21 protein-coding genes are annotated in these 18,931 nt (G+C 67.2%); 10 read left to right on the top strand and 11 right to left on the bottom strand.

What is annotated here, in order from left to right; translation table 11 throughout:
• Positions 1-24 precede the first annotated feature (24 nt).
• Complete coding sequence (locus J1N50_RS14570) at positions 25-633, top strand: HAD family hydrolase (RefSeq protein WP_215354918.1); 609 nt, start codon at positions 25-27, stop codon at positions 631-633.
• A gap of 188 nt (positions 634-821) precedes the next feature.
• On the opposite strand, the gene J1N50_RS14565 is transcribed toward J1N50_RS14570, so the two are convergent.
• Positions 822-2,978 carry a S9 family peptidase gene (locus J1N50_RS14565; RefSeq protein ID WP_246553559.1) on the bottom strand — a complete coding sequence of 719 codons (2,157 nt, stop codon included), beginning with the start codon at positions 2,976-2,978 and terminating at the stop codon, positions 822-824.
• Between the two features lie 67 nt (positions 2,979-3,045).
• On the opposite strand from J1N50_RS14565, the gene J1N50_RS14560 reads away from it, so the two are divergent.
• The 5 genes from J1N50_RS14560 (at position 3,046) to J1N50_RS14540 (ending at position 7,718) form a co-directional block, all read left to right on the top strand.
• Positions 3,046-4,884: an aminopeptidase P family protein gene (locus J1N50_RS14560; RefSeq protein ID WP_215354916.1), complete on the top strand. Its 1,839-nt coding sequence runs from the start codon at positions 3,046-3,048 to the stop codon at positions 4,882-4,884.
• Between the two features lie 8 nt (positions 4,885-4,892).
• Entirely contained in the window at positions 4,893-5,354 is a 462-nt protein-coding gene (locus J1N50_RS14555) for an acyl-CoA thioesterase (protein ID WP_215354914.1), read from the top strand.
• Positions 5,355-5,638: 284 nt separating this feature from the next.
• On the top strand, positions 5,639-6,106 hold the full coding sequence (locus J1N50_RS14550) for a hypothetical protein (protein WP_215354912.1): 468 nt from the start codon (positions 5,639-5,641) through the stop codon (positions 6,104-6,106).
• 29 nt (positions 6,107-6,135) lie between these two features.
• Positions 6,136-7,080 (top strand): bifunctional diaminohydroxyphosphoribosylaminopyrimidine deaminase/5-amino-6-(5-phosphoribosylamino)uracil reductase RibD, encoded by a 945-nt coding sequence (ribD, locus tag J1N50_RS14545; protein WP_215354940.1) that lies wholly within the window; start codon positions 6,136-6,138, stop codon positions 7,078-7,080.
• An 8-nt stretch (positions 7,081-7,088) separates the two neighbouring features.
• The gene (locus J1N50_RS14540) at positions 7,089-7,718 is read left to right on the top strand and encodes a riboflavin synthase (protein ID WP_215354910.1); all 630 of its coding nucleotides are present in this window, start codon (positions 7,089-7,091) and stop codon (positions 7,716-7,718) included.
• A gap of 111 nt (positions 7,719-7,829) precedes the next feature.
• On the opposite strand, the gene J1N50_RS14535 is transcribed toward J1N50_RS14540, so the two are convergent.
• The 6 genes from J1N50_RS14535 to J1N50_RS14510 all read right to left on the bottom strand — a co-directional run bounded on the left by J1N50_RS14535 (position 7,830) and on the right by J1N50_RS14510 (position 12,663).
• Positions 7,830-8,300: an MmcB family DNA repair protein gene (locus J1N50_RS14535; RefSeq protein WP_215354908.1), complete on the bottom strand. Its 471-nt coding sequence runs from the start codon at positions 8,298-8,300 to the stop codon at positions 7,830-7,832.
• Between the two features lie 29 nt (positions 8,301-8,329).
• Positions 8,330-8,869, bottom strand: a complete 540-nt coding sequence (gene ssb, locus J1N50_RS14530) for a single-stranded DNA-binding protein (protein ID WP_215354906.1) — start codon at positions 8,867-8,869, stop codon at positions 8,330-8,332.
• 32 nt (positions 8,870-8,901) lie between these two features.
• Positions 8,902-10,761, bottom strand: a complete 1,860-nt coding sequence (feoB, locus tag J1N50_RS14525) for a ferrous iron transporter B (RefSeq protein ID WP_215354904.1) — start codon at positions 10,759-10,761, stop codon at positions 8,902-8,904.
• Complete coding sequence (locus J1N50_RS14520) at positions 10,758-11,009, bottom strand: FeoA family protein (RefSeq protein ID WP_215354902.1); 252 nt, start codon at positions 11,007-11,009, stop codon at positions 10,758-10,760. The genes feoB and J1N50_RS14520 overlap by 4 nt, the downstream gene beginning before the upstream one ends.
• A gap of 71 nt (positions 11,010-11,080) precedes the next feature.
• Positions 11,081-11,752, bottom strand: coding sequence for a COQ9 family protein (locus J1N50_RS14515; RefSeq protein WP_215354899.1), 672 nt, complete (start codon positions 11,750-11,752; stop codon positions 11,081-11,083).
• On the bottom strand, positions 11,752-12,663 hold the full coding sequence (locus J1N50_RS14510; protein WP_215354896.1) for a DMT family transporter: 912 nt from the start codon (positions 12,661-12,663) through the stop codon (positions 11,752-11,754). The genes J1N50_RS14515 and J1N50_RS14510 overlap by 1 nt, the downstream gene beginning before the upstream one ends.
• A gap of 113 nt (positions 12,664-12,776) precedes the next feature.
• Here J1N50_RS14510 and J1N50_RS14505 point away from each other — a divergent pair, with 113 nt between their 5' ends.
• Positions 12,777-13,862, top strand: coding sequence for an alkene reductase (locus tag J1N50_RS14505; protein ID WP_215354893.1), 1,086 nt, complete (start codon positions 12,777-12,779; stop codon positions 13,860-13,862).
• Positions 13,863-13,908: 46 nt separating this feature from the next.
• Here the strand turns inward: J1N50_RS14505 and J1N50_RS14500 are convergent, their stop codons facing one another.
• The 4 genes from J1N50_RS14500 to J1N50_RS14485 form a co-directional block, all read right to left on the bottom strand.
• Positions 13,909-14,562, bottom strand: coding sequence for a hypothetical protein (locus J1N50_RS14500; protein WP_215354890.1), 654 nt, complete (start codon positions 14,560-14,562; stop codon positions 13,909-13,911).
• On the bottom strand, positions 14,555-14,980 hold the full coding sequence (gene ribH / locus J1N50_RS14495) for a 6,7-dimethyl-8-ribityllumazine synthase (protein ID WP_215354887.1): 426 nt from the start codon (positions 14,978-14,980) through the stop codon (positions 14,555-14,557). The genes J1N50_RS14500 and ribH overlap by 8 nt, the downstream gene beginning before the upstream one ends.
• On the bottom strand, positions 14,980-16,251 hold the full coding sequence (gene ribB, locus J1N50_RS14490) for a 3,4-dihydroxy-2-butanone-4-phosphate synthase (RefSeq protein WP_215354886.1): 1,272 nt from the start codon (positions 16,249-16,251) through the stop codon (positions 14,980-14,982). Before ribB ends, ribH begins: the two co-directional genes overlap by 1 nt.
• A gap of 74 nt (positions 16,252-16,325) precedes the next feature.
• On the bottom strand, positions 16,326-16,940 hold the full coding sequence (locus tag J1N50_RS14485) for an ankyrin repeat domain-containing protein (RefSeq protein WP_215354883.1): 615 nt from the start codon (positions 16,938-16,940) through the stop codon (positions 16,326-16,328).
• Between the two features lie 81 nt (positions 16,941-17,021).
• Between J1N50_RS14485 and J1N50_RS14480 the strand changes: the two genes are divergently transcribed.
• From J1N50_RS14480 to J1N50_RS14470, 3 genes are read left to right on the top strand one after another with little or no spacing between them, the layout of a single operon-like run.
• A complete protein-coding gene (locus tag J1N50_RS14480) occupies positions 17,022-17,666 on the top strand; it encodes an SCO family protein (RefSeq protein WP_215354880.1) in 645 nt (214 codons plus the stop codon).
• Positions 17,666-18,106, top strand: coding sequence for a YcgN family cysteine cluster protein (locus J1N50_RS14475; protein ID WP_215354877.1), 441 nt, complete (start codon positions 17,666-17,668; stop codon positions 18,104-18,106). The genes J1N50_RS14480 and J1N50_RS14475 overlap by 1 nt, the downstream gene beginning before the upstream one ends.
• Positions 18,087-18,815 carry a M48 family metallopeptidase gene (locus J1N50_RS14470; protein ID WP_246553557.1) on the top strand — a complete coding sequence of 243 codons (729 nt, stop codon included), beginning with the start codon at positions 18,087-18,089 and terminating at the stop codon, positions 18,813-18,815. The genes J1N50_RS14475 and J1N50_RS14470 overlap by 20 nt, the downstream gene beginning before the upstream one ends.
• The last annotated feature ends 116 nt before the right edge of the window (positions 18,816-18,931 follow it).

Raw genomic sequence — 18,931 nt, 5'->3', positions numbered from 1 at the left:
CGCTTTCGCGTGTCCGGAGCAGCCATGATTCGCCGATCCGTGATCTTCGACGTCGGCCGCGTCCTCTTCGACTGGGACCTGCGTTATCTTTTCGCCAAGCTGATCGCCGATCCGGCGGAGCTGGAATGGTTCGTGACCCATGTCGTGACCCCGCAATGGCATTTCCAGCACGACGCCGGCCGCCCGCTCGCCGAGATGTTGCCCGAGCTCAAAGCCGCGTTTCCGGGATATGCTGCGCTGATCGATGCCTATGCGGCGCGCTTCAACGAGACGATCCCGGGCCCGATGCCCGGCACCCTCGAACTGGTCGAGCGGCTGGACGACGCGGGTGTGCCGCTGTTCGCGATCACCAATTTCGGGCATGAATTCTGGGAAGGCTTCCGCCCGACCCAGCCCATCTTCGACCGCTTCCGCGACATCGTCGTCTCGGGCATCGAGAAGCTGGTGAAGCCCGATCCCGCGATCTATCGCCTCGCCATCGAGCGATTCGGCATCGACCCCGCGGGCGCGCTGTTCATCGACGATGTGGCCGCGAACATCGCGGGCGCCGAATCGGTCGGCATTGCGGGGCATCGGTTCGTCGATGCAGCAGAATTGGAAGCCGAGTTGGTTTTGCGACGGTATCTCGGCTGACTGCTGCGGCGCCGGATTATGTTATTCGCACGAAGACACGAAGACACGAAGACACGAAGAGGTTTGCTTTGGCCGAAGGCCGATTTTCTCCCGCGGTGCGGCGTCAGCTGTGACGATGAAGCAAGAAGGCCGCTTCGCGGCAAACAAGACCTCTTCGTGTCTTTGTGTCTTCGTGCGAAACATTAGAACTATTTCTCCACGCCCAGTTGCGTCAGCACGAACGCAAACTCCTCGGCGTCCTCGCGGAGCGCGCCCCAGCGGCCCGATTTGCCGCCATGGCCCGCGCCCATGTTGGTGCGCAGCAGCAAGGTCGCGTCATTGGTGCGGGTGGCGCGGAGCTTCGCGACCCATTTTGCGGGCTCCCAATAGGTCACGCGCGGGTCGTTGAGGCCCGCCGACACCAGCATCGGCGGATAGGCCTTCGCCGCGACATTGTCGTAGGGGCTGTAGCTCAGCATATAGTCGAACGCGGCCTTGTCGGTGATCGGATTGCCCCATTCGGGCCATTCGCCGGGGGTCAGCGGCAGCGTGTCGTCGACCATCGTGTTGATGACGTCGACGAAGGGCACGCCCGCGAGCACCGCGCCCCACAGCTCGGGCGCCTCGTTATAGACGACGCCCATGACCTGCCCGCCCGCCGAGCGGCCCTCGATAGAAATCCTGCCGGCGCTGGTGTAGTTTTTCGCGATCAGCCCCCTGGCGACGTCGATAAAGTCGTTGAACGTGTTCTTGCGCTCGGTCGTCTTGCCCGCGAGATACCAGGCGCGGCCCATGTCGTCGCCGCCGCGGACATGCGCGATCGCATAGATCATCCCGCGATCGACAAGGCTGAGCCGCGTCGTCGAAAAGCCCGGCGGGACGCGGTAGCCGTAAGACCCATAGGCATAGAGGTGCATCGGCGCGCTGCCGTCGAGCTTGGTGCCCTTCCTGTAGACGAGCGAGGCGGGGATCATCGTCTTGCCGTCGCGGCTCGGCAGGTTAACCCGTTCGGTTACATATTGCGTTGCATCGTAACCCGAAGGAATCTCCTGCACCTTCAGCGTTTCGAGCTTTCCGGTCGCAATATCATAATCATAGACGGTGTCGGGGGTGACCATCGATTCATAGTCGAGCCGCAGCTTGTCCTGATGATATTCGGGATTGTCGCCCAGCCCCGCAACGTAAGTGGCCTCGGGGAATTTGATCCGGCCGGGGGTCAGCGGCGCGTCATAGGTGCGGACATCCACCTGATCGAGCCCGTCCTCGCGCGCCTCGATCACGAAATATTCGCGAAATACCGACAGGCCGGTGATGTAGCTGTGATCCGATCCCGGGATCAACGTCGTCCATTTGCCCGGATCCTTCACGCTCGCCGTGGCGATGCGGAAATTCGGATGCTCGTCGTTGGTGTGGATGTAGAGCGTGCCCTCGCGTTCGTCGACGCTGTACTCGCGGCCCTTCTGGCGTGCCGACACCAGTTGCATCGGCGCCTCCGGATTGTCGGCGGGGAGCAGATAGACCTCGCTCGTCTCGTTATCGCCCGTCGCGATCACGATATAATTGTCCGCCGCGGTCTTGCCGATCCCGACCCCGAAGCCGATGTCGGGCTCCTTGTAGAGCAATTTGTCGTCGGCGACGGGGGTGCCGAGCTTGTGCAGCCGGACGTTGTCGGTGCGCCAATTCTCGTTCGCGAGGCCATAGAGGATCGCGTCGTTGCCCGAGGTCCAGACGAGCGACGACAAGGTGCCGGGAATGACGTCGGGCAGCAGTTCGCCCGTCTCGAGGTTGCGGATGCGCGCCTCGAACCGCTCGGAGCCATTGTCGTCGAACGAATAGGCCATCAGCTTGCCGTCGGGGCTGATCGACAGTTCGGCGAGGCGGAAATATTCCTTGCCGTCGGCCATCGCCACCTCGTCGAGGATCAGCTGCGCCTCGCCCGAGCCTGACGCTGGCTTGCGATACCATTTCTTGTATTCCGCACCCTCTTCAAATTCGACCCAGTAGAGCCAGTCGCCGTCCTTCTGCGGCACGCTCGAATCGGCTTCCTTGATGCGGCCCTTCATCTCCTGGAACAGCGTCTCGACCAGCTTTTCGTGCGGTTTCATCTTCGCGTCGAAATAGGCATTCTCGGCCTTCACATAATCCAGGATGTCGGCGTCATCGATCACCGGATAGCTCTGGTCGCGGAGCCAGTAATAGGGGTCGGACAGCGTCGTGCCATGCAGGGTCGTCTCGTGCGGCCGCCTGTCGGCGACCGGAGCGGTCGGGGTGTTGGTCAATTGGGTCTCTTTCTCTTCGGCGAAGGCGCTCGGGGCTGCGACAAGCGGGGTGGTAATTGCGGCCAGAAACATCCAAATAGCGCGCATAGAAAACTCCCGCAGCGTCGCCCCGATCGGGCAGGATCGCCTGTGATGTAGGAACAAGGAAGTCGCCATGTCCACCCCCGTCCCCGGGACTATTTACGCAGAACGCCTCGCCCGCGTCCGCGCCGAACTCGCCGCGCGCGGCCTCGATGGCTTCGTCGTGCCGATCAGCGACGAGCATATGAGCGAATATGTCGGCGCCTATGCGCAGCGCATGGCGTGGCTGACGGGCTTCGGCGGCTCGGCCGGAACCGCCGCGGTGCTGCCTGCGAAGGCCGCGGTGTTTGTCGACGGGCGCTATACGGTGCAGGTGCGCGATCAGGTCGATGGTTCGCTGTTCGACTATGTCGGCGTGCCGCAGTCGAGCGTCGCCGAATGGCTCGGCGCCAATGTCGGCGCGGGGCAGACGATCGGCTACGACCCCTGGCTCCACAGCATCGACTGGGCGCGGAATCTGGAAAAGGCGCTGGCCGCGAAGGGCGCGAGCCTTGTCGCGGTGACGCCGAACCCGATTGACGCCGCGTGGGACGACCAGCCCGCCCCGAGCGACGCCGTCGTGACCGTCCACGACGCCGCGCTCGCCGGGCAGACCGCGACCCAAAAGCGGGAGATCATCGCCGACTGGCTGAAGGCGAAGGGTCTCGACACGACGGTGATGACCGCGCTCGATTCGATCGCCTGGACCTTCAATATCCGCGGGCAGGACGTCAGCCACACGCCGGTCGGGCTCGCCTTCGCGCTGCTCCATGCCGATGCGACCGCCGACCTGTTCATCGCGCCCGAAAAGATCACCGACGCCGTGCGCGCGCATCTCGGCAACAGCGTGCGGCTCCACGACCGCGACGCGTTCGAGGCCGGGCTCGCCGATCTGGCGGGCAAGGCGGTCGCGGTCGATCCCGACCGCGCGGTCGCGGCGATCTTCACCGCGCTCGAAGCGGCGGGCGCGAAGATCGAGCGCCACCGCGACCCGGCGGTGCTGCCCAAGGCGATCAAGAACGACACCGAACTCAACGGCACCCGCGCCGCGCACGTCCGCGACGGCGTCGCGGTGTCGCGCTTCCTCAAATGGATGGAAGAAGTCGCGCCCGAAGGGAATCTCGACGAGCTCGGCGCGGCGGCGAAGCTCCGCGAATTCCGCGACGCGAACGGAGCGCTGAAAGATCTGTCGTTCGACACCATCTCGGCCGCCGGGCCGAACGGCGCGCTGCCGCACTACAAGGTCGACGAGACGACCAATCGCGCGATCGAAACCGGCACGCTCTACCTCGTCGATTCGGGCGGGCAATATGCCGATGGCACGACCGACATCACGCGCACGATCGCGATCGGCACCCCGACCGCCGAAATGCGCCGCCGCTTCACCCAGGTGCTGAAGGGCCATATCGCGCTTGCGACCGCGCGTTTCCCCAAGGGGACGCGCGGCAGCCAGCTCGACATTCTCGCGCGCCAATATCTTTGGGCCGACGGGGTCGACTATGCCCATGGCACCGGCCACGGCGTCGGCGCCTATCTGGCGGTCCATGAGGGGCCGCAGCGGATCGCCAAGCCCGCGGGCGGACAGGCGGGGACCGAGGAGCCGCTCCACGCGGGCATGATCCTCTCGAACGAGCCCGGCTATTACAAGGCGGGCCATTTCGGCATCCGCATCGAGAATCTTGTCGTCGTCACCCCGCAGAGCATCGCGGGCGCCGAGGAGGAGATGCTGGGGTTCGAAACGATCACCTTCGCCCCGATCGCGCAGAACCTCGTCGATGTCGCGCTGTTGTCCGACGCCGAGGCCGACTGGCTCGACGCCTATCATGCCGAGGTGCTGGAGAAGCTCGGCGCGGGCATGGCGGGCGAGGAGCGCGTCTGGCTCGAGGCCGCCTGTGCGCCGCTCGACCGCACGCCCGCCGCGCTCGCCGCCTGAGCCTCCGCATGACCGAGCACCGCAGCGCCGTGCCGCTCGCCGATTTTCGCGTGCAGGAGCGCGTGCGCGTGCGCTTCAACGAGATCGACGGCCAGAATATCGTCTTCAACGGCAATTATCTGGTCTATGCCGATATCGGGGTGACCGAATATTTTCGCGCCCTTGGCGAGGGGCAGCCTGGCCCGTATTTTCACCAATATGGTACAGACATTCGCGAAACGCATTGCGAAATCGACTATCATGCGCCGGCCCGACTCGACGAACTGATCACGATCGCGGCGCGGATCAGCGCCTTCGGACGCACGAACTTTACGCTCCATTGCGGGATTTTCCGCGGCGAAGAGCGGCTGACCGACATCGAAATCAGTTATGCGCATATCGATTCGGACAGCGGACAGCCCACGCCGCTACCGGGCAGTTTCATTGCCGAGGTGCGGCGATTCGAATCGCGAACGCCGGTTCAGGACTGATTCGCGGCCGGGCTGATTCGATCCGGATCGTATTTCTCGATCAAAAAAGTCGGGTTTTCCGCCGCAAACGGCCAAAAAAAAAGGGCCACCCGAAGGTGGCCCGTGAAAGTTTTGGGAGAGGATGCCTAAAAGGCAAGTGTGTTATTGCACTGCACAATGAATGCTGCAACTGCGAAAACAGCATCCGTTATTGCATTTTTTGCAATCGAGAACGTTGCCATCGATCAAATCGCGCAATCGACGCGCCTCTCGCCAATCGCCGCAACATCCCCTAAATTGGCGTCATGGGAATGTTCAACAATTGGGATGTCGGCGGCGGGATCGCCGATTTCTGGGCTTATATCCGCGAGCCGCGCCCGCATCGCTGGGCGAGCTGGGGCGTCGCGATCGTGCTGCCGATCGTCGTGATCTGGGGCTTTTCCAAATATCTCGTGCCTTATGAAAAGCCGAAGCCGTCGATCGTCTATTTCGATAATTGGCAAGCGACGCGCAGCGAGGCGGACATCCGTGCCGACTGGGTGAAGCGTGCCAAGGAGACGACGCTCCGCAATGCGGAGAAGCGCGCCGAATATCAGCGTTTCGCCGACAGCCTGGGAATCGACTATGATTCGAGCGAGGCCGACAGGGTGACGCGCGAGACGCTGGGCGAGGAGGTCGCGGCGGCGGCGAAAAAGAAGAAGCCCGCGCCGCCGCAGCGCTCGACGCTTGCCGAACGCGCGGCGCGCGGTCCGGCCGACGCAACACGGCCCTGATGCAGCGGCCGCCGTCCGACGCCGACTGGATGGCGGCGACCATCGCGCTGGCGCGGCGCGGCCGGTCGGCGTCGGCGCCCAATCCCAATGTCGGATGCATGATCGTCAAGGACGGGCGCGTCGTCGCGCGCGGCTGGACCCGGCCCGGCGGGCGCCCGCACGCCGAAGCGGTGGCGCTGGCCGCTGCAGGCGATGCGGCGCGCGGCGCGACCGCCTATGTCAGCCTCGAACCCTGCGCGCACGCCAGTCCGCGCGGGCCGTGCTGCACCGACCTGCTCGTCGCGGCGGGGATCGCGCGCGTGGTGATCGCGACGCGGGATCCCGACCCGCGCACCGACGGTGCCGGGATCGCTCGCCTGGGCGCGGCAGGAATCGAGGTCGAAACCGGCCTGCTCGAAGCAGACGCGCGGACCGCGATGGCGCCCTGGTGGACGCGGCAGGGCGAATGGCGGCCGTTCGTGACGCTCAAGCTCGCGACCTCGCTCGACGGCTGCATCGCGATGGCCGACGGGTCGAGCCGCTGGATCACGGGAGAGCGCGCGCGCGCCCACGGCCATCTCGAGCGCGCGGGGCATCAGGCGATCCTCGTCGGACGCGGCACGCTCGCGGCCGATGCGCCGACGCTCGACGTCCGCTTGCCGGGTCTTGAGGATCGCAGCCCGAAACGGCTGGTGCTGACATCGGGCTCGGCGCCCGTGGGCTGGACCGCCGTCGCCTCGCCCGCAGCGGTGGAGGGCGTCGATTCGCTGCTCGTCGAGGGCGGCGCGGGGGCGGCGTCGGCTTTTCTCGCCGCCGACCGCGTCGACCGGCTCCTGCTCTACCGCGCGCCGATCCTGATCGGGGGCGGCAAGCCCGCGCTGGGCGACATCGGCCTTGCCGACCTCGCCGACGCGCACGGCCGCTGGCGGCTCGCCGACACCCGCCTGCTTGGCAGCGACCGGCTCGACGTCTACGAGCGCATCAGGATCATTTGAGGGCGTTTATGTTTACCGGCATCATTACCGACATCGGCACCATCCGCAGCCGCGAGGACCGCGGCGACACCCGCCTCGTCATCGGTACGCGCTACGACGTCGATGGCATCGACCTCGGGGCGTCGATCGCCTGCTCGGGCGCGTGCCTGACGGTGGTCGACAAGGGCGTCGACGAGGGTGGGAACGGCCCCGGCGGCTGGTTCGCGATCGACGCCAGCGCCGAAACGCTGGCGCGCACGGCCCCGGGCATGTGGGACGCGGGGCGCCGCCTGAACCTCGAACGTGCGCTCAAGATCGGCGACGAACTGGGCGGGCATATCGTCACCGGCCATGTCGACGCCGTCGGGCGCATCGTCGCGGTCGAGCCCGTCGGTGACAGCGTCAAGGTGACGGTCGAGGCGCCCGCCGAGCTTGCGCCGCACATTGCGCCCAAGGGTTCGATCACCCTCGATGGCGTGTCGCTGACGGTCAACGAGGTCACCGACCAGCCGGGCGGTGCCACGCATTTCACGCTCAACATCATCCCGCATACGCAGGAGATGACGACGCTGAACGAGGCGGTTGCGGGGCGTCCGGTCAATCTGGAGATCGATATCCTCGCACGCTACCTCGCGCGGATGCAGGCGCGCGGGGCTTAATTCCTACTCGTCATTGCGAGCGAAGCGAAGCAATCCAGAGCGATTTTATGCACACTCTGGATTGCCGCGTCGCCTTCGGCTCCTCGCAATGACGACGATTTTGGAAGAGGCTCAGCTCTCGATCCACCCCGCCGCCAGCTCGGGGTCTGCGGCAATCATCGAACGGCGCATCGCCAGCCTTCCGATGCGGAGCAGTTCGGCCTTGCGCCGCGCCGGCGCCAGTGCCTGCGTCGCGGCCTCGCGGATCACCGCCGCGCCATAACGGTCGGCGACGATCAGTCCCGAGCTTTCGGGGCGATAGCCCTCGGTTTCGAGGATCGCAGGGTCGAGCCCGGCGGCGAGCGCCCAATAGAAGCGGTCGCACCAGTCGCAATAGTCGGGCCATTTGCCGTCGCCGTGCAGGTCGGCGCGGCTGACCTTGATCTCGACGATCGTGATTTGCCCCTTGGCGTCGATCGCGGTCAGGTCGGTGCGCCGCCCGTTGGGCAAGGGGACCTCGGGAATCGCGACCAGCCCCTGCTGCGCGAACAGACGGCACACCCCGCGCGCGACGTCCGCGGCGGTCAGCAGGTCAGTCGCCATGGGTCAAAGTCCCCGGAACGGCCAGACCGTCAGAACGGAACGTCGTCGTCCAGATCGTCGTCGAAGGGCGGACGCCCGCCGCCCGAGCCGCCGCCACCCTGGTTCCAGCCGCCGCCCGCGCTTCCGCCCGACGAACCGCCGCCCTGGTCCCAGCCGCCCGAGGAACCGCCACCGCCCTGGTTCCAGCTGTCGCCGCCGCGCGAACCACCGCCGCCGGGCGCGCCGTCGAGCATGGTCAGCGTGCCGCCCATCCCCGCGATCACCACCTCGGTCGTGTAGCGGTCGTTGCCGTCGCGGTCCTGCCATTTGCGGGTGCGCAGCGAGCCTTCGATATAAACTTTCGAGCCCTTCTTGAGGTAGCGTTCGACCACCCCGACCAGCCCGTCGCCGTTGACGACGACATTATGCCATTCGGTGCGCTCCTTGCGCTCGCCGGTCATCCGGTCCTTCCACTGTTCGCTGGTCGCGATGCGGATATTGGCGATCTTGCCGCCGTTCTGGAACGACTTGATTTCGGGATCGGCGCCGAGGTTGCCGATAAGAATTACCTTGTTGACGCTGCCAGCCATCCGCCGCTCCGCTCCGCTTCGATGTGGGAGGATCAGCCTAGGCCAAAGGCGACGGCTGTCCAGTAAGTGATTCCAGCAGCGGCATAGGCGAGCAGGAACAAATAGCCAACCATGAAGAGAGGCCATTTCCAACCATTGGTCTCGCGGCGGGTGATCGCGATCGTCGAAATGCACTGCGGCGCGAAGACGAACCAGGCGAGGAAGGCGAGCGCGGTCGCGAGGCTCCATTTGCCCTGCAATCGTTCGCCGAGCGTTTCGGCCATCGCCTCCTCGTCGCCGCTGGCGTCGATCGCATTGGCGGTCGCCATCGCCGACACCGCGACCTCGCGCGCCGCCATCGCGGGGATCAGCGCGAGCGCGATGTCGTGGTTGAAACCGATCGGTTTGACGATCACTTCGAGGCCGCTCGCGATGCGGCCGGCGACGCTATATTCGACCTGGCTTTGCCCCACTGGCGCCTTCGGAAAGCTCAGCAGCAGCCAGAGGACGACGGTCGTCATCGCGATGATCGTGCCCGCGCGGCGCAGAAATATCCAGGCGCGCTGCCACAGCGCGATCGCGATGTCGCGCGCGCGCGGCCATTGGTAGCGCGGCATCTCCATCATGAAGCCCGCGGCATTCCCCCTGGTCACCGACCGGCGGAGGACATAGGCGACGAGCAGCGCGCCGACGATCCCGCTCAAAAACAGGCCGAAAAGGACGAGGCCCTGGAGGCCGATCGGGGTCCCGCCGACGTTTCGCGCCGGAATGAAGGCGCCGATGACCAGCGCATAGACGGGCATCCGGGCCGAACAGGTCATCAGCGGGGCGATCAGGATCGTCGTCAGCCGGTCCTTTTCGTCGGGGATGGCGCGCGTCGCCATGATCCCGGGGACCGCGCAGGCGAAGCTGGACAGGAGCGGGATGAAGCCGCGCCCCGACAGGCCGACCTTGCCCATCAGCCCGTCCATCAGGAACGCCGCGCGCGCCATATAGCCCGACGCCTCGAGCAGCAGGATGAAGAGGAACAGGATCAGGATCTGCGGCAGGAAGACGATCACCGCGCCGACCCCGGCGAGTACCCCCTCGACGATCAGCCCGCGCAGGAAAGTGTCGGGCAACGTGTCGATCACCCAGCCCTGCAGCACGCCGATCCCGCTCTCGAGGACATCGGCAGGCGCCTCGGCGGCGGCATAGACCGACTGGAACATCACGAACATCAGCGCGAGCAGAAGGGCGAACCCGCCGATGGGGTGGAGCACGACCGAATCGACGCGCTGCGTCCAGCGCCGGACCGGCGTCTCGCTGAGCGTGGCGGCGCGGGCGAGCGCGCGGGCGCGCTGGTGGAGCGACGCGTCGCTGCGGGGCGCGGCAACGACGTCGCGCGGCTGGTGCGTGCGGATCGCCTCGTCGACCGCCTCGAGCAGTTCGGCGAGCCCGCGCTTGCGCACCGCCACCGTCGGGACGACGGGCACGCCGAGTTCGCGCGCCAGCCGCTGGGGATCGAGGGTCAGCCCGTCGCGCTCGGCAAGATCGAGCATGTTGAGCGCGATCACCGTCGGCAGGCCGAGCGCCAGCAGTTCGAGCGCGAAGCAGAGATGATTGTCGAGGTTCGCGGCGTCGACGACGACGATCAGCGCGTCGGGGCGCTTCTCGCCCGCCTGTTTGCCGAGCACGACGTCGCGCGTCACCGCCTCGTCGAGGCTCGCGGGGGTCAGGCTGTAGGTGCCGGGCAAGTCGATCAGCGCAATCGGGCGGCCGTCGGCGAAGCTCGCATGGCCCGCCTTCCGCTCGACGGTGACCCCGGGGTAATTGGCGATCTTCTGCCGCGCGCCGGTCAGCGCGTTGAACAGGCTCGACTTGCCGGCATTGGGATTGCCGACCAGGGCGACGGAAGGAATCGGACCCGTCATGCCGCCGCCGGCTCGACCTCGATCGCCGCGGCCTGCCGCGACCGGATGATGATCTTCATCCGGCCGATGGTCAGCGCCAGCGGGTCGCGCGAAAAGAGGCTGCCGCGATGGAGCGGCACGATCTCGCAGCCCTCCATCAGCCCGAATTCGCGCAGGCGCCGGCCTTCGTCGACCGATATCGCATTCCAGTCGATGCGCGTGACGCGCACCGCGACGCCCAAGGGCGCCCTATCGAGCAAGGCTGTCATTTGCGAGCGATTATCAATATCGGCTGGCGATTGCCAGTCCCCTTTGCGCCAGCCCCCTTGCGCCCGCCAGATCAGCGCCCCGGATAGCGCAGCCGCCCGACGAAGCGCGCGAGGCTGGGGCGTTCGATGGCGCGCGCGGCGCGGCGGTGCTTCCAGCTTTCGAACCGCATCACCTGATCGATCCGGCGTGCAAGGAAAGCGCGCGTTTCGGCGAAATCCTCGCTCTCGTCGTTCAGGAACACCGCCATCGTCGATCCATAGACGGCGCCGAGGATCGTGCGCTTGCTGTAGTGGTTGAAATCGGTCGCGGTGTCGCCGGCAAGCTTCCACATCAGGTCGGCGGCGCGCCAGCCGAGCTTTGCCGCGTGCGGGGCGTTGGTCGGAAGCGCCAGCAGCGCGAGCGCGCGGCGCAGCGATTCGCGGCGGGGCGCGAGCAGGGCGATGCGCGTCTCGACGAGCGTTGTGATCCGCTCGCGGATTTTCAGCGTGGCGAGCTTCCCGGCCGGCCAGCGTTCGGCCATGCGCGCGTCGATATCGGCGAACCAGGCGTCGACCATGTCGCGCGCGCCGCCGGGAAAGGCGAGCTTCGCGACGTCGATATCGACACCGAGGCGCGTCGCCGCATCGGCGAGCGCTTCGTTGCCGAAGCCGTCGAACGCCGCATTGTCCGCGATCAGCGGCGCGAGCGCGGCGCGAATCTCGTCGAGCGTCGGGTCGGCGGGAAGGGTGGTGGCCATGCGCATCAGATAGGCCGCGCGGCGCGGCTCGGCAACCGGATCAAGACGAGCGCCGCGCCGACCAGCATCCCGCCGAAGATATCGACCGTCCCGAGCCGTTCGTCGAAGACGATCCATCCCGCAAATGCCGCGATCGCGGGTTGGACGAGCAGCGTCAGCCCGATGACGAGCGGCGAGAAGCGCGGGAGCGACCAGGTCATCAGCCCCTGCCCGACGATCTGGCTGGTCAGCGCGAGCAGGATCAGCGGGGTCCAGTTATGCGGCATCACGCGCTCGCCGAGCGCGAGCGCGGTGCCGAGCAGGATCGGCACGCACACGAACGAGGCGATCGACAGCGCGGTCCAGGGCGCGACCGTCCCGCGCACGCGCTGCATCAGGATGACATAGCCGGTGTAGAGAACCCCCGCGAGCAGGCTGAGCAGGTCGCCGACGAGATAGGCGGGCGAAAGCTCGTAGCTCCGGCCCATCAGCAGGGCCGATCCCGCGAAGGCGAACAGGATCGCGAGCGCTTGCGGCCCGCGCGGCCACGCGCGCGTCACGACGATCGTCCAGATCACGAGCAGCAGGCTGGCCGAGTTGCCGAACAGCGTCGCATTGGCGACCTTGGTCTGCAGGATGCCGAGGTGCCAGGCGGCGAGGTCGAGCGCGAAGAAGACGCCCGCCGCGGCGGCAATGCCGACCGCGGGGCGCGGCGGCAGCCGCCCGCCGCTCTCGCGCCATGCGAGCGCGAGCAGGAAGGGCAGCGCCAGCGTCATCCGCCAGAAGGCCGAAGCGGTCGGGCCGGTGTCGGCCAGCCGCACGAGCATCGCGCCGATCGACAGCGCGATATTGCCGCCGAGCAGCGCGAGAAACGCCCACCGCGTCGGTGCCGCGGGCTTTCCGGTCCCTTCGTCGGGGCGTTCGATCTTGGCTGTCATTTAGATTTTCTTTTGCTACCCACCATTGTGCCGGCGCCGCGGCGTCCATAGCTTCGCGGGCCATAGCGACGACCGATGGGGCCGTCGCGAATAAAGTGAGACGTGGAGGAACCATGGCCGTATCGCTGTTCGATCCGATCAAACTGGGCGCCATCGAGGCGCCGAACCGCATCATCATGGCGCCGCTGACGCGCGGCCGCGCCGGCCCGGGTTTCGTGCCCAACGAACTCGCGCGCGAATATTATCGCCAGCGCTCCGCGGCGGGGCTGATCATCTCCGAAGCCACCGGCATCTCGCAGGAAGGCCTTGGCTGGCCGAACGCGCCCGGCCTGTGGACCGAGGCGCAGGTCGAGGGCTGGAAGCCGGTGACCGACGCCGTCCACGCCGCGGGCGGGCGCATCGTCGCGCAGCTTTGGCACATGGGCCGCCTCGTCCATTCGGTGTTCAACGACGGCAAGCAGCCGGTGTCGGCCTCGGCGACCAAGGGGGTCGGCCGCGCGCATACGCCGGTCGGCCGCCTCGACCTCGAGGAAGCGCGCCCGCTGCGCCTCGACGAGATTCCGCGTGTGATCGCCGATTATGCGAAGGCCGCCGAGAATGCGAAGAAGGCCGGTTTCGACGGTGTGCAGCTGCACGGCGCCAACGGCTATCTGATCGACCAGTTCCTGCGCGACGGGTCGAACCTGCGCGACGATGACTATGGCGGGCCGGTCGAAAACCGCATCCGCCTGCTGCGTGAAGTCACCGAGGCGCTGATCGCCGTCTGGGGCAAGGATCGCGTCGGCGTGCGCCTGTCGCCGAACGGCGAAACGCAGGGCGTCGACGACAGCGCGCCCGAAAAGCTGTTCCCGGCGGCGGCGGCGGCGCTCGATGCGCTCGGCATCGCCTTCCTCGAACTGCGCGAGCCCGGCCCGGACGGCACGTTCGGCCGTACCGACGTGCCGAAACAGTCCCCCGCGATTCGCGAGGCGTTCAAGGGGCCGCTGATCCTCAACAGCGACTATGACGTCGCGAAGGCAGAGGCCGCGCTTGCCGGCGGCGCCGCCGACGCGATCGCCTTCGGGCGGCCCTTCATCGGCAACCCCGACCTTGTCGAGCGCATCCGCACCGGCGCCGAATGGGCTGCCGACAACCCGCAAACCTGGTATTCGCCGGGCCCCGAGGGATACACCGACTATCCGGCGCTGGTCACGGCGTAGGGTAAGCGAAGGCGAGCGAAGGGCCGGGCGGGCGATCGTTCCGGCCCTATCCTTTTTGGGCGAGCGCCTTGTCGATGATCCCGGCGCCGATCGGGCCGAGAATCTGGCCGCCGAAGCGAAAGACCAGGAAGGCGGCGGCGAAGAAGATCACCGGCTGGATGAACAGCGCGACGATCGATGCGGCAACGGCGACGAAGAACAAGGTCATGAACCCGCCGGTCAGTTCGCGCTGACCCTGGGGCCCGAGTTCGATGGTGCGCGGGCCCTTCGCGTCCCACCATTTGCCGGTCACGATCGTCTTGCGGCCGCCTGCTTGCGGCGCGGGCCGGTCGGCGATTCGCGCAGGCTTTGCGTTCGATTGCAGGGCGGGCCGATCGCTCGGCTGCTGATTCCAAGGCCGCTTGCCGCGTTCGGCGATGGCGGCGGCGACGCGCGCCTTGCTGTCGGTCGCGGCCGGCGTGGCGTGCTGGGCGGGTGCGGGCCGCGCGCTCAGCCCCGATTCGGCGCGCGCCGCAGCCGACATGTCGGGAACCGCGCTCGCTTTGACAGGCCGGATCGGCTCCATGCCGAGGCTGCGGTCGTGCAGGTCCATGCGCTCGGCGGCGCTGAGCGGGGTCTGTCCGGTCTCCCGGTCGATGACCACCAGCCGCCCGCCGCGCTCGACGACGGAGTAACGGCCGGGGGGTGGTCGATCAGCCAATGCCGAATTGTTCCTTCAGGGCCAGCATCGCGAGCGCGGCCTTCGCCGCCTCGCCGCCCTTATCCTTGCGCGTCTTGTCGGCGCGCGCAAGCGCCTGTTCCTCATTCTCGACGGTGAGGATGCCGTTGCCGATGGCCAGGCCGTCGAGCGTCAGCGCCATGATGCCGCGCGCGCTCTCGTTCGAGACCACCTCGAAATGATAGGTTTCGCCGCGGATCACGACGCCGAGCGCGACATAGGCGTCGTAGCGCCCGCTGTCGGCGGCGAGCGAAATCGCGGCGGGAACTTCGAGCGCGCCGGGCACGGTCACCACCTCGTGGCTGTGCCCCTCGGCCTCGAGCGCGCTCTTCACGCCGTCGATCAGCATGTCGTTGAGGTGGCTGTAGAAGCGGGCTTCGACGATCAGGACGTGGGCCATCAGGCTTCTCCGGGAATGGGGCGTTCGCCGACGACCGACAGGCCATAGCCTTCGAGGCCGACGATATTGCTGTGGGTGGGGGTGAGCAGTTCCATCGCATGAACGCCAAGGTCGGCGAGGATCTGCGCGCCGATCCCATAGGTGCGCAGGTCCATCCCGGCGCCCGGCGTTGCCGGTTCGGCATCGGCCGAGCCGGGAAGCGGACGCATCAGCATCACGATGACGCCCGCGCCAGCCTCGCCGATCGCATCCATCGAGCGCTGCAGACGGCGCTTTTTCGGACCCGGGCGGCCCATTATGTCGTCGAAGATCGACACCGCATGCATCCGGACCAGCGTGACGCCCTCGGGATCGACCGGCCCCTTCTGGAGCACCAGATTGACGCTGCCGTCGATCTTGTTGCGATAGGATTTGAGCCGCCATTCGCCGCCATAATCCGATTCGAACGGCTCGTCGGCGACGCATTCGACCAGCCGGTCGGTGCGGCTGCGATAGGCGATCAGGTCGGCGATCGTTCCGATCTTCAGCCCGTGGCGACGGGCGAAGGGGATCAGGTCGTCGAGCCGCGCCATCGTGCCGTCGTCGTTCATGATTTCGCAGATCACGCCCGACGGGTTGAGCCCCGCAAGGCGCGCGATGTCGACCGACGCCTCGGTATGGCCGGCGCGGACGAGCACGCCGCCGTCGCGCGCGATCAGCGGAAAGACATGGCCGGGGGTGACGATGTCGTCGCGGCCCTTCGACGCATCGATCGCGACCGAGACGGTGCGCGCGCGGTCGGCGGCCGAAATGCCCGTGGTCACGCCCTCGCGCGCCTCGATCGAGGTGGTGAAGGCGGTTTCATGGCGGGTGCCGTTGTTGCGGCTCATCAGTTCGAGCCCGAGCGTCTCGACGCGGCTGCGCGTCAGCGTCAGGCAGATCAGCCCGCGCCCGTGCGTCGCCATGAAATTGATCGCGTCGGGGGTCGCCATCTGCGCGGGAATGACCAGGTCGCCCTCATTTTCGCGATCCTCGTCGTCGACGAGGATGAACATGCGGCCGTTGCGCGCCTCGGCGATGATCTCCTCCGGCGTCGCCATCGGGGAGATGTCGCTGCCGGTCGCGAGCCAGTTCTCCAGCTTGCGCAGCGTGTCGGCGGTGGGGTTCCAGCTTTCCGAATCGAGATCGCGAAGGCTGTTGGCGTGAAGGCCCGCGGCGCGCGCCAGTCCCGAGCGGGACATGGTCCCGTCGTCGACGATGGCGCGGATGCGGTCGATGAGCTGTGTGGACATCACGGCGATGTCTCACATCACAATGTGATTGTCAATCCGGATATCACATTCAGTGTTTCGGCGAAGCCATCGTGCTAGTTGCTCGGGCCGAAGGTCGGCCCCAACTGGCGCCCCGGCGCGTCGGGCTTGGCATCGAGGATCGACAGCAGCTGGCCGGTGCGATCGTCGCGCTTGGCATAGTCGCGCGCCGACATGCCGGCGATATGGTCGGCCTTGTCGGGGCTCGCGCCATTTTTGACGAGCAGCCTGACCATCGCGACATTCTTGGCCTGCACCGCCAGGATCAGCGCGGTTTCGCCGCGCCGGTTGGTCTGGTCGACCGGCGCGCGGCTGAGGAGCAGTTCCTCGGCGCCCTCGGTGAAGTTGAGCAGCGCGCTGTGCATCAGCGGCGTGACCCCCTGCCGGTCGGCGATCGCGGGATCGGCGCTTTTCGCGAGCAGAAAACGGAGCCAGTTGATGTCGCGGCGCTTGGTCACGATCGCCAGTGCGGTCTCTCCGGTGTCGGGGTTGCGCGTGTTGACCAGCGACGGGTCGTCCTTCAGCGCGTCGGTCGCCTTGGTCCCGTCACGGTTGTCGACCGCCGACAGAAAGGCGTAGCCGCCGCGGAATTGCGCGACCGCCGGGCTCGCGACGAGCGCGCCCGCGATCAGAAGGAGGGAGGCAAGGCGGAATTCCGCGCGTCGGAACATGATGGAGGAGACCCCTGGCAGCTTGAGTCGGTCGGACGACAAAGGTTGATTTTCGCGGCGTAGCCGATCAAGGCTGGCCGCATGATGAATATCGCAATTATGGGGCAAAAGCTCGCCCGTTCAAGCCTGCTGCTGTTTGCCGCGAGCGCGCTCGCCGCTTGCAACGCCCCCGGCGGCACGCCCGAGGCGACCCCGCCGCTTGCCGGGGCCAAGATCGGCGGCCCCTTCACGCTCACCGACCAGAACGGCAAGACCGTGTCCGACACCGACTTTGCGGGCCGGTATCGCCTCGTCTATTTCGGCTACAGCTATTGCCCCGACATCTGCCCGGTCGACCTGCAGAAGCTGATGCGCGGGCTGGCGGCGTTCGAGAAGAGCGATCCGGCGCGCGGCGCGAAAGTGGCCCCGATCTTCATCACCGTCGATCCCGAACGCGACACGCCCGCCGCGCTCAAACCCTTCGTCAGCCGCTATCATCCGCGCCTGCTCGGGCTCACCGGCACGCCCGAACAGATCGCGGCGGTCGCGAAGGCGTTCGTCGTCACCTACAACAAGGTGCCGGGTTCGGCGCCCGACCGGTATCTGATGGCGCACAGCCAGCTCGCTTTCCTGATGGATCCGGCCGGCAAGCCGCTTGCGCTGCTGCCGCTCGACGACCCCTCGACCGAGCCCGACGAGGGCGCCCCCGACAAGGTGGCGGCCGATCTGGCGAAGTGGGTCAAGTAGTGGCCCGCGGGGCGCAGCCCTTCTGGGAAGCGCCGCTCGCCAGCCTCGACGCCGGGCAGTGGGAGGCGCTGTGCGACGGCTGCGGCAAATGCTGCCTCCACAAGCTCGAGGATGAGGATAGCGGCCGCATCTATCCGACCAATGTCGCGTGCCGCCTGCTCGACCTGACAACCGCGCGCTGCGGCGATTACAAGCATCGCCGCCGCCACGTCCCCGACTGTCTGACGCTGACCCGCGCCAAGGTCGACGACCTGATATGGCTGCCGCAGACCTGCGCCTATCGGCTGCGCGCCGAAGGCGAACCGCTGCCTGAATGGCACTATCTCGTCTGCGGCGATCGCGACGCGGTGCACCGGTCGGGCGAATCGATCGTCGGCTGGACGGTGGGCGAGGATGTGGCGGGACCGCTGGAGAATCACCTTGTCAAGCGCGTGGTCTGACCCCGCGGGCGACGGCCCGCACATCCGCGTTGGCGAGACCTTGTGGCCGGTGCGGCTCGTGCACCACGCCCGGTCGCGCCGGTACAAGCTGATCTTCGACGGCGCGCGCGGCGAGTTGCGGTTGACGCTGCCGCGCCGCGCGAGCGCCGTGCGCGCGCTCAAATGGGCGAATGAACAGCAGGAGTGGCTGAGCGAACAGGTCGGCAAGTCGGTCGCGCCGGTGCTGGTCGTGCCGGGGACGGCGATTCCGTATCGCGGTGCCGACCACCGTATCGACTGGATCGCCGGCGCGCCGCGCGCGGTGCGGATGGCGGAGGGGCGGCTCAGCCTCGGCGGCCCGGCGGAGACCGTCGGCCGCCGCCTCGAACGCTGGCTGAAGGCCCAGGCGCTCGACCTGATGGCGGCGGAAAGCCGCGAGATTGCGGCGCACGCGGGGCTCCGCGTCGGCCGGATCGGGATCGGCGATCCGCGCAGCCGCTGGGGCAGCTGCACCCACGACGGCGACCTGCGCTACAGCTGGCGGCTGATTCTCGCCCCCGACCATGTCCGCCGCGCGACCGTCGCGCACGAGGTCGCGCACCTCCGGCACATGGATCATGGCGCCGATTTCCATGCGCTCGTCGACAGGCTGCACGATGGCGACGTCGGCGCGGCGCGCGCGTGGCTGCGCCGCGAGGGGCGCGGCCTGCACCGCTATCGGTTCGGCTGAAGCGATCCTCCGAGTGCCTTCGGCGCCCGGAGAGGCATAGGCTGGAGTGCGTCCGGTTTTGATTGAATCAAAACCGGCACTCCAGATTCTTGTTTTGCCGTGTTTTCCGGGTCGTC

The sequence above is a fragment of the Sphingopyxis soli genome (assembly GCF_018682675.1).
Taxonomy (GTDB): domain Bacteria; phylum Pseudomonadota; class Alphaproteobacteria; order Sphingomonadales; family Sphingomonadaceae; genus Sphingopyxis; species Sphingopyxis soli.
Note: the sequence above shows the minus strand (reverse complement) of the source record. Positions and strands in the feature narration are given on the sequence as shown.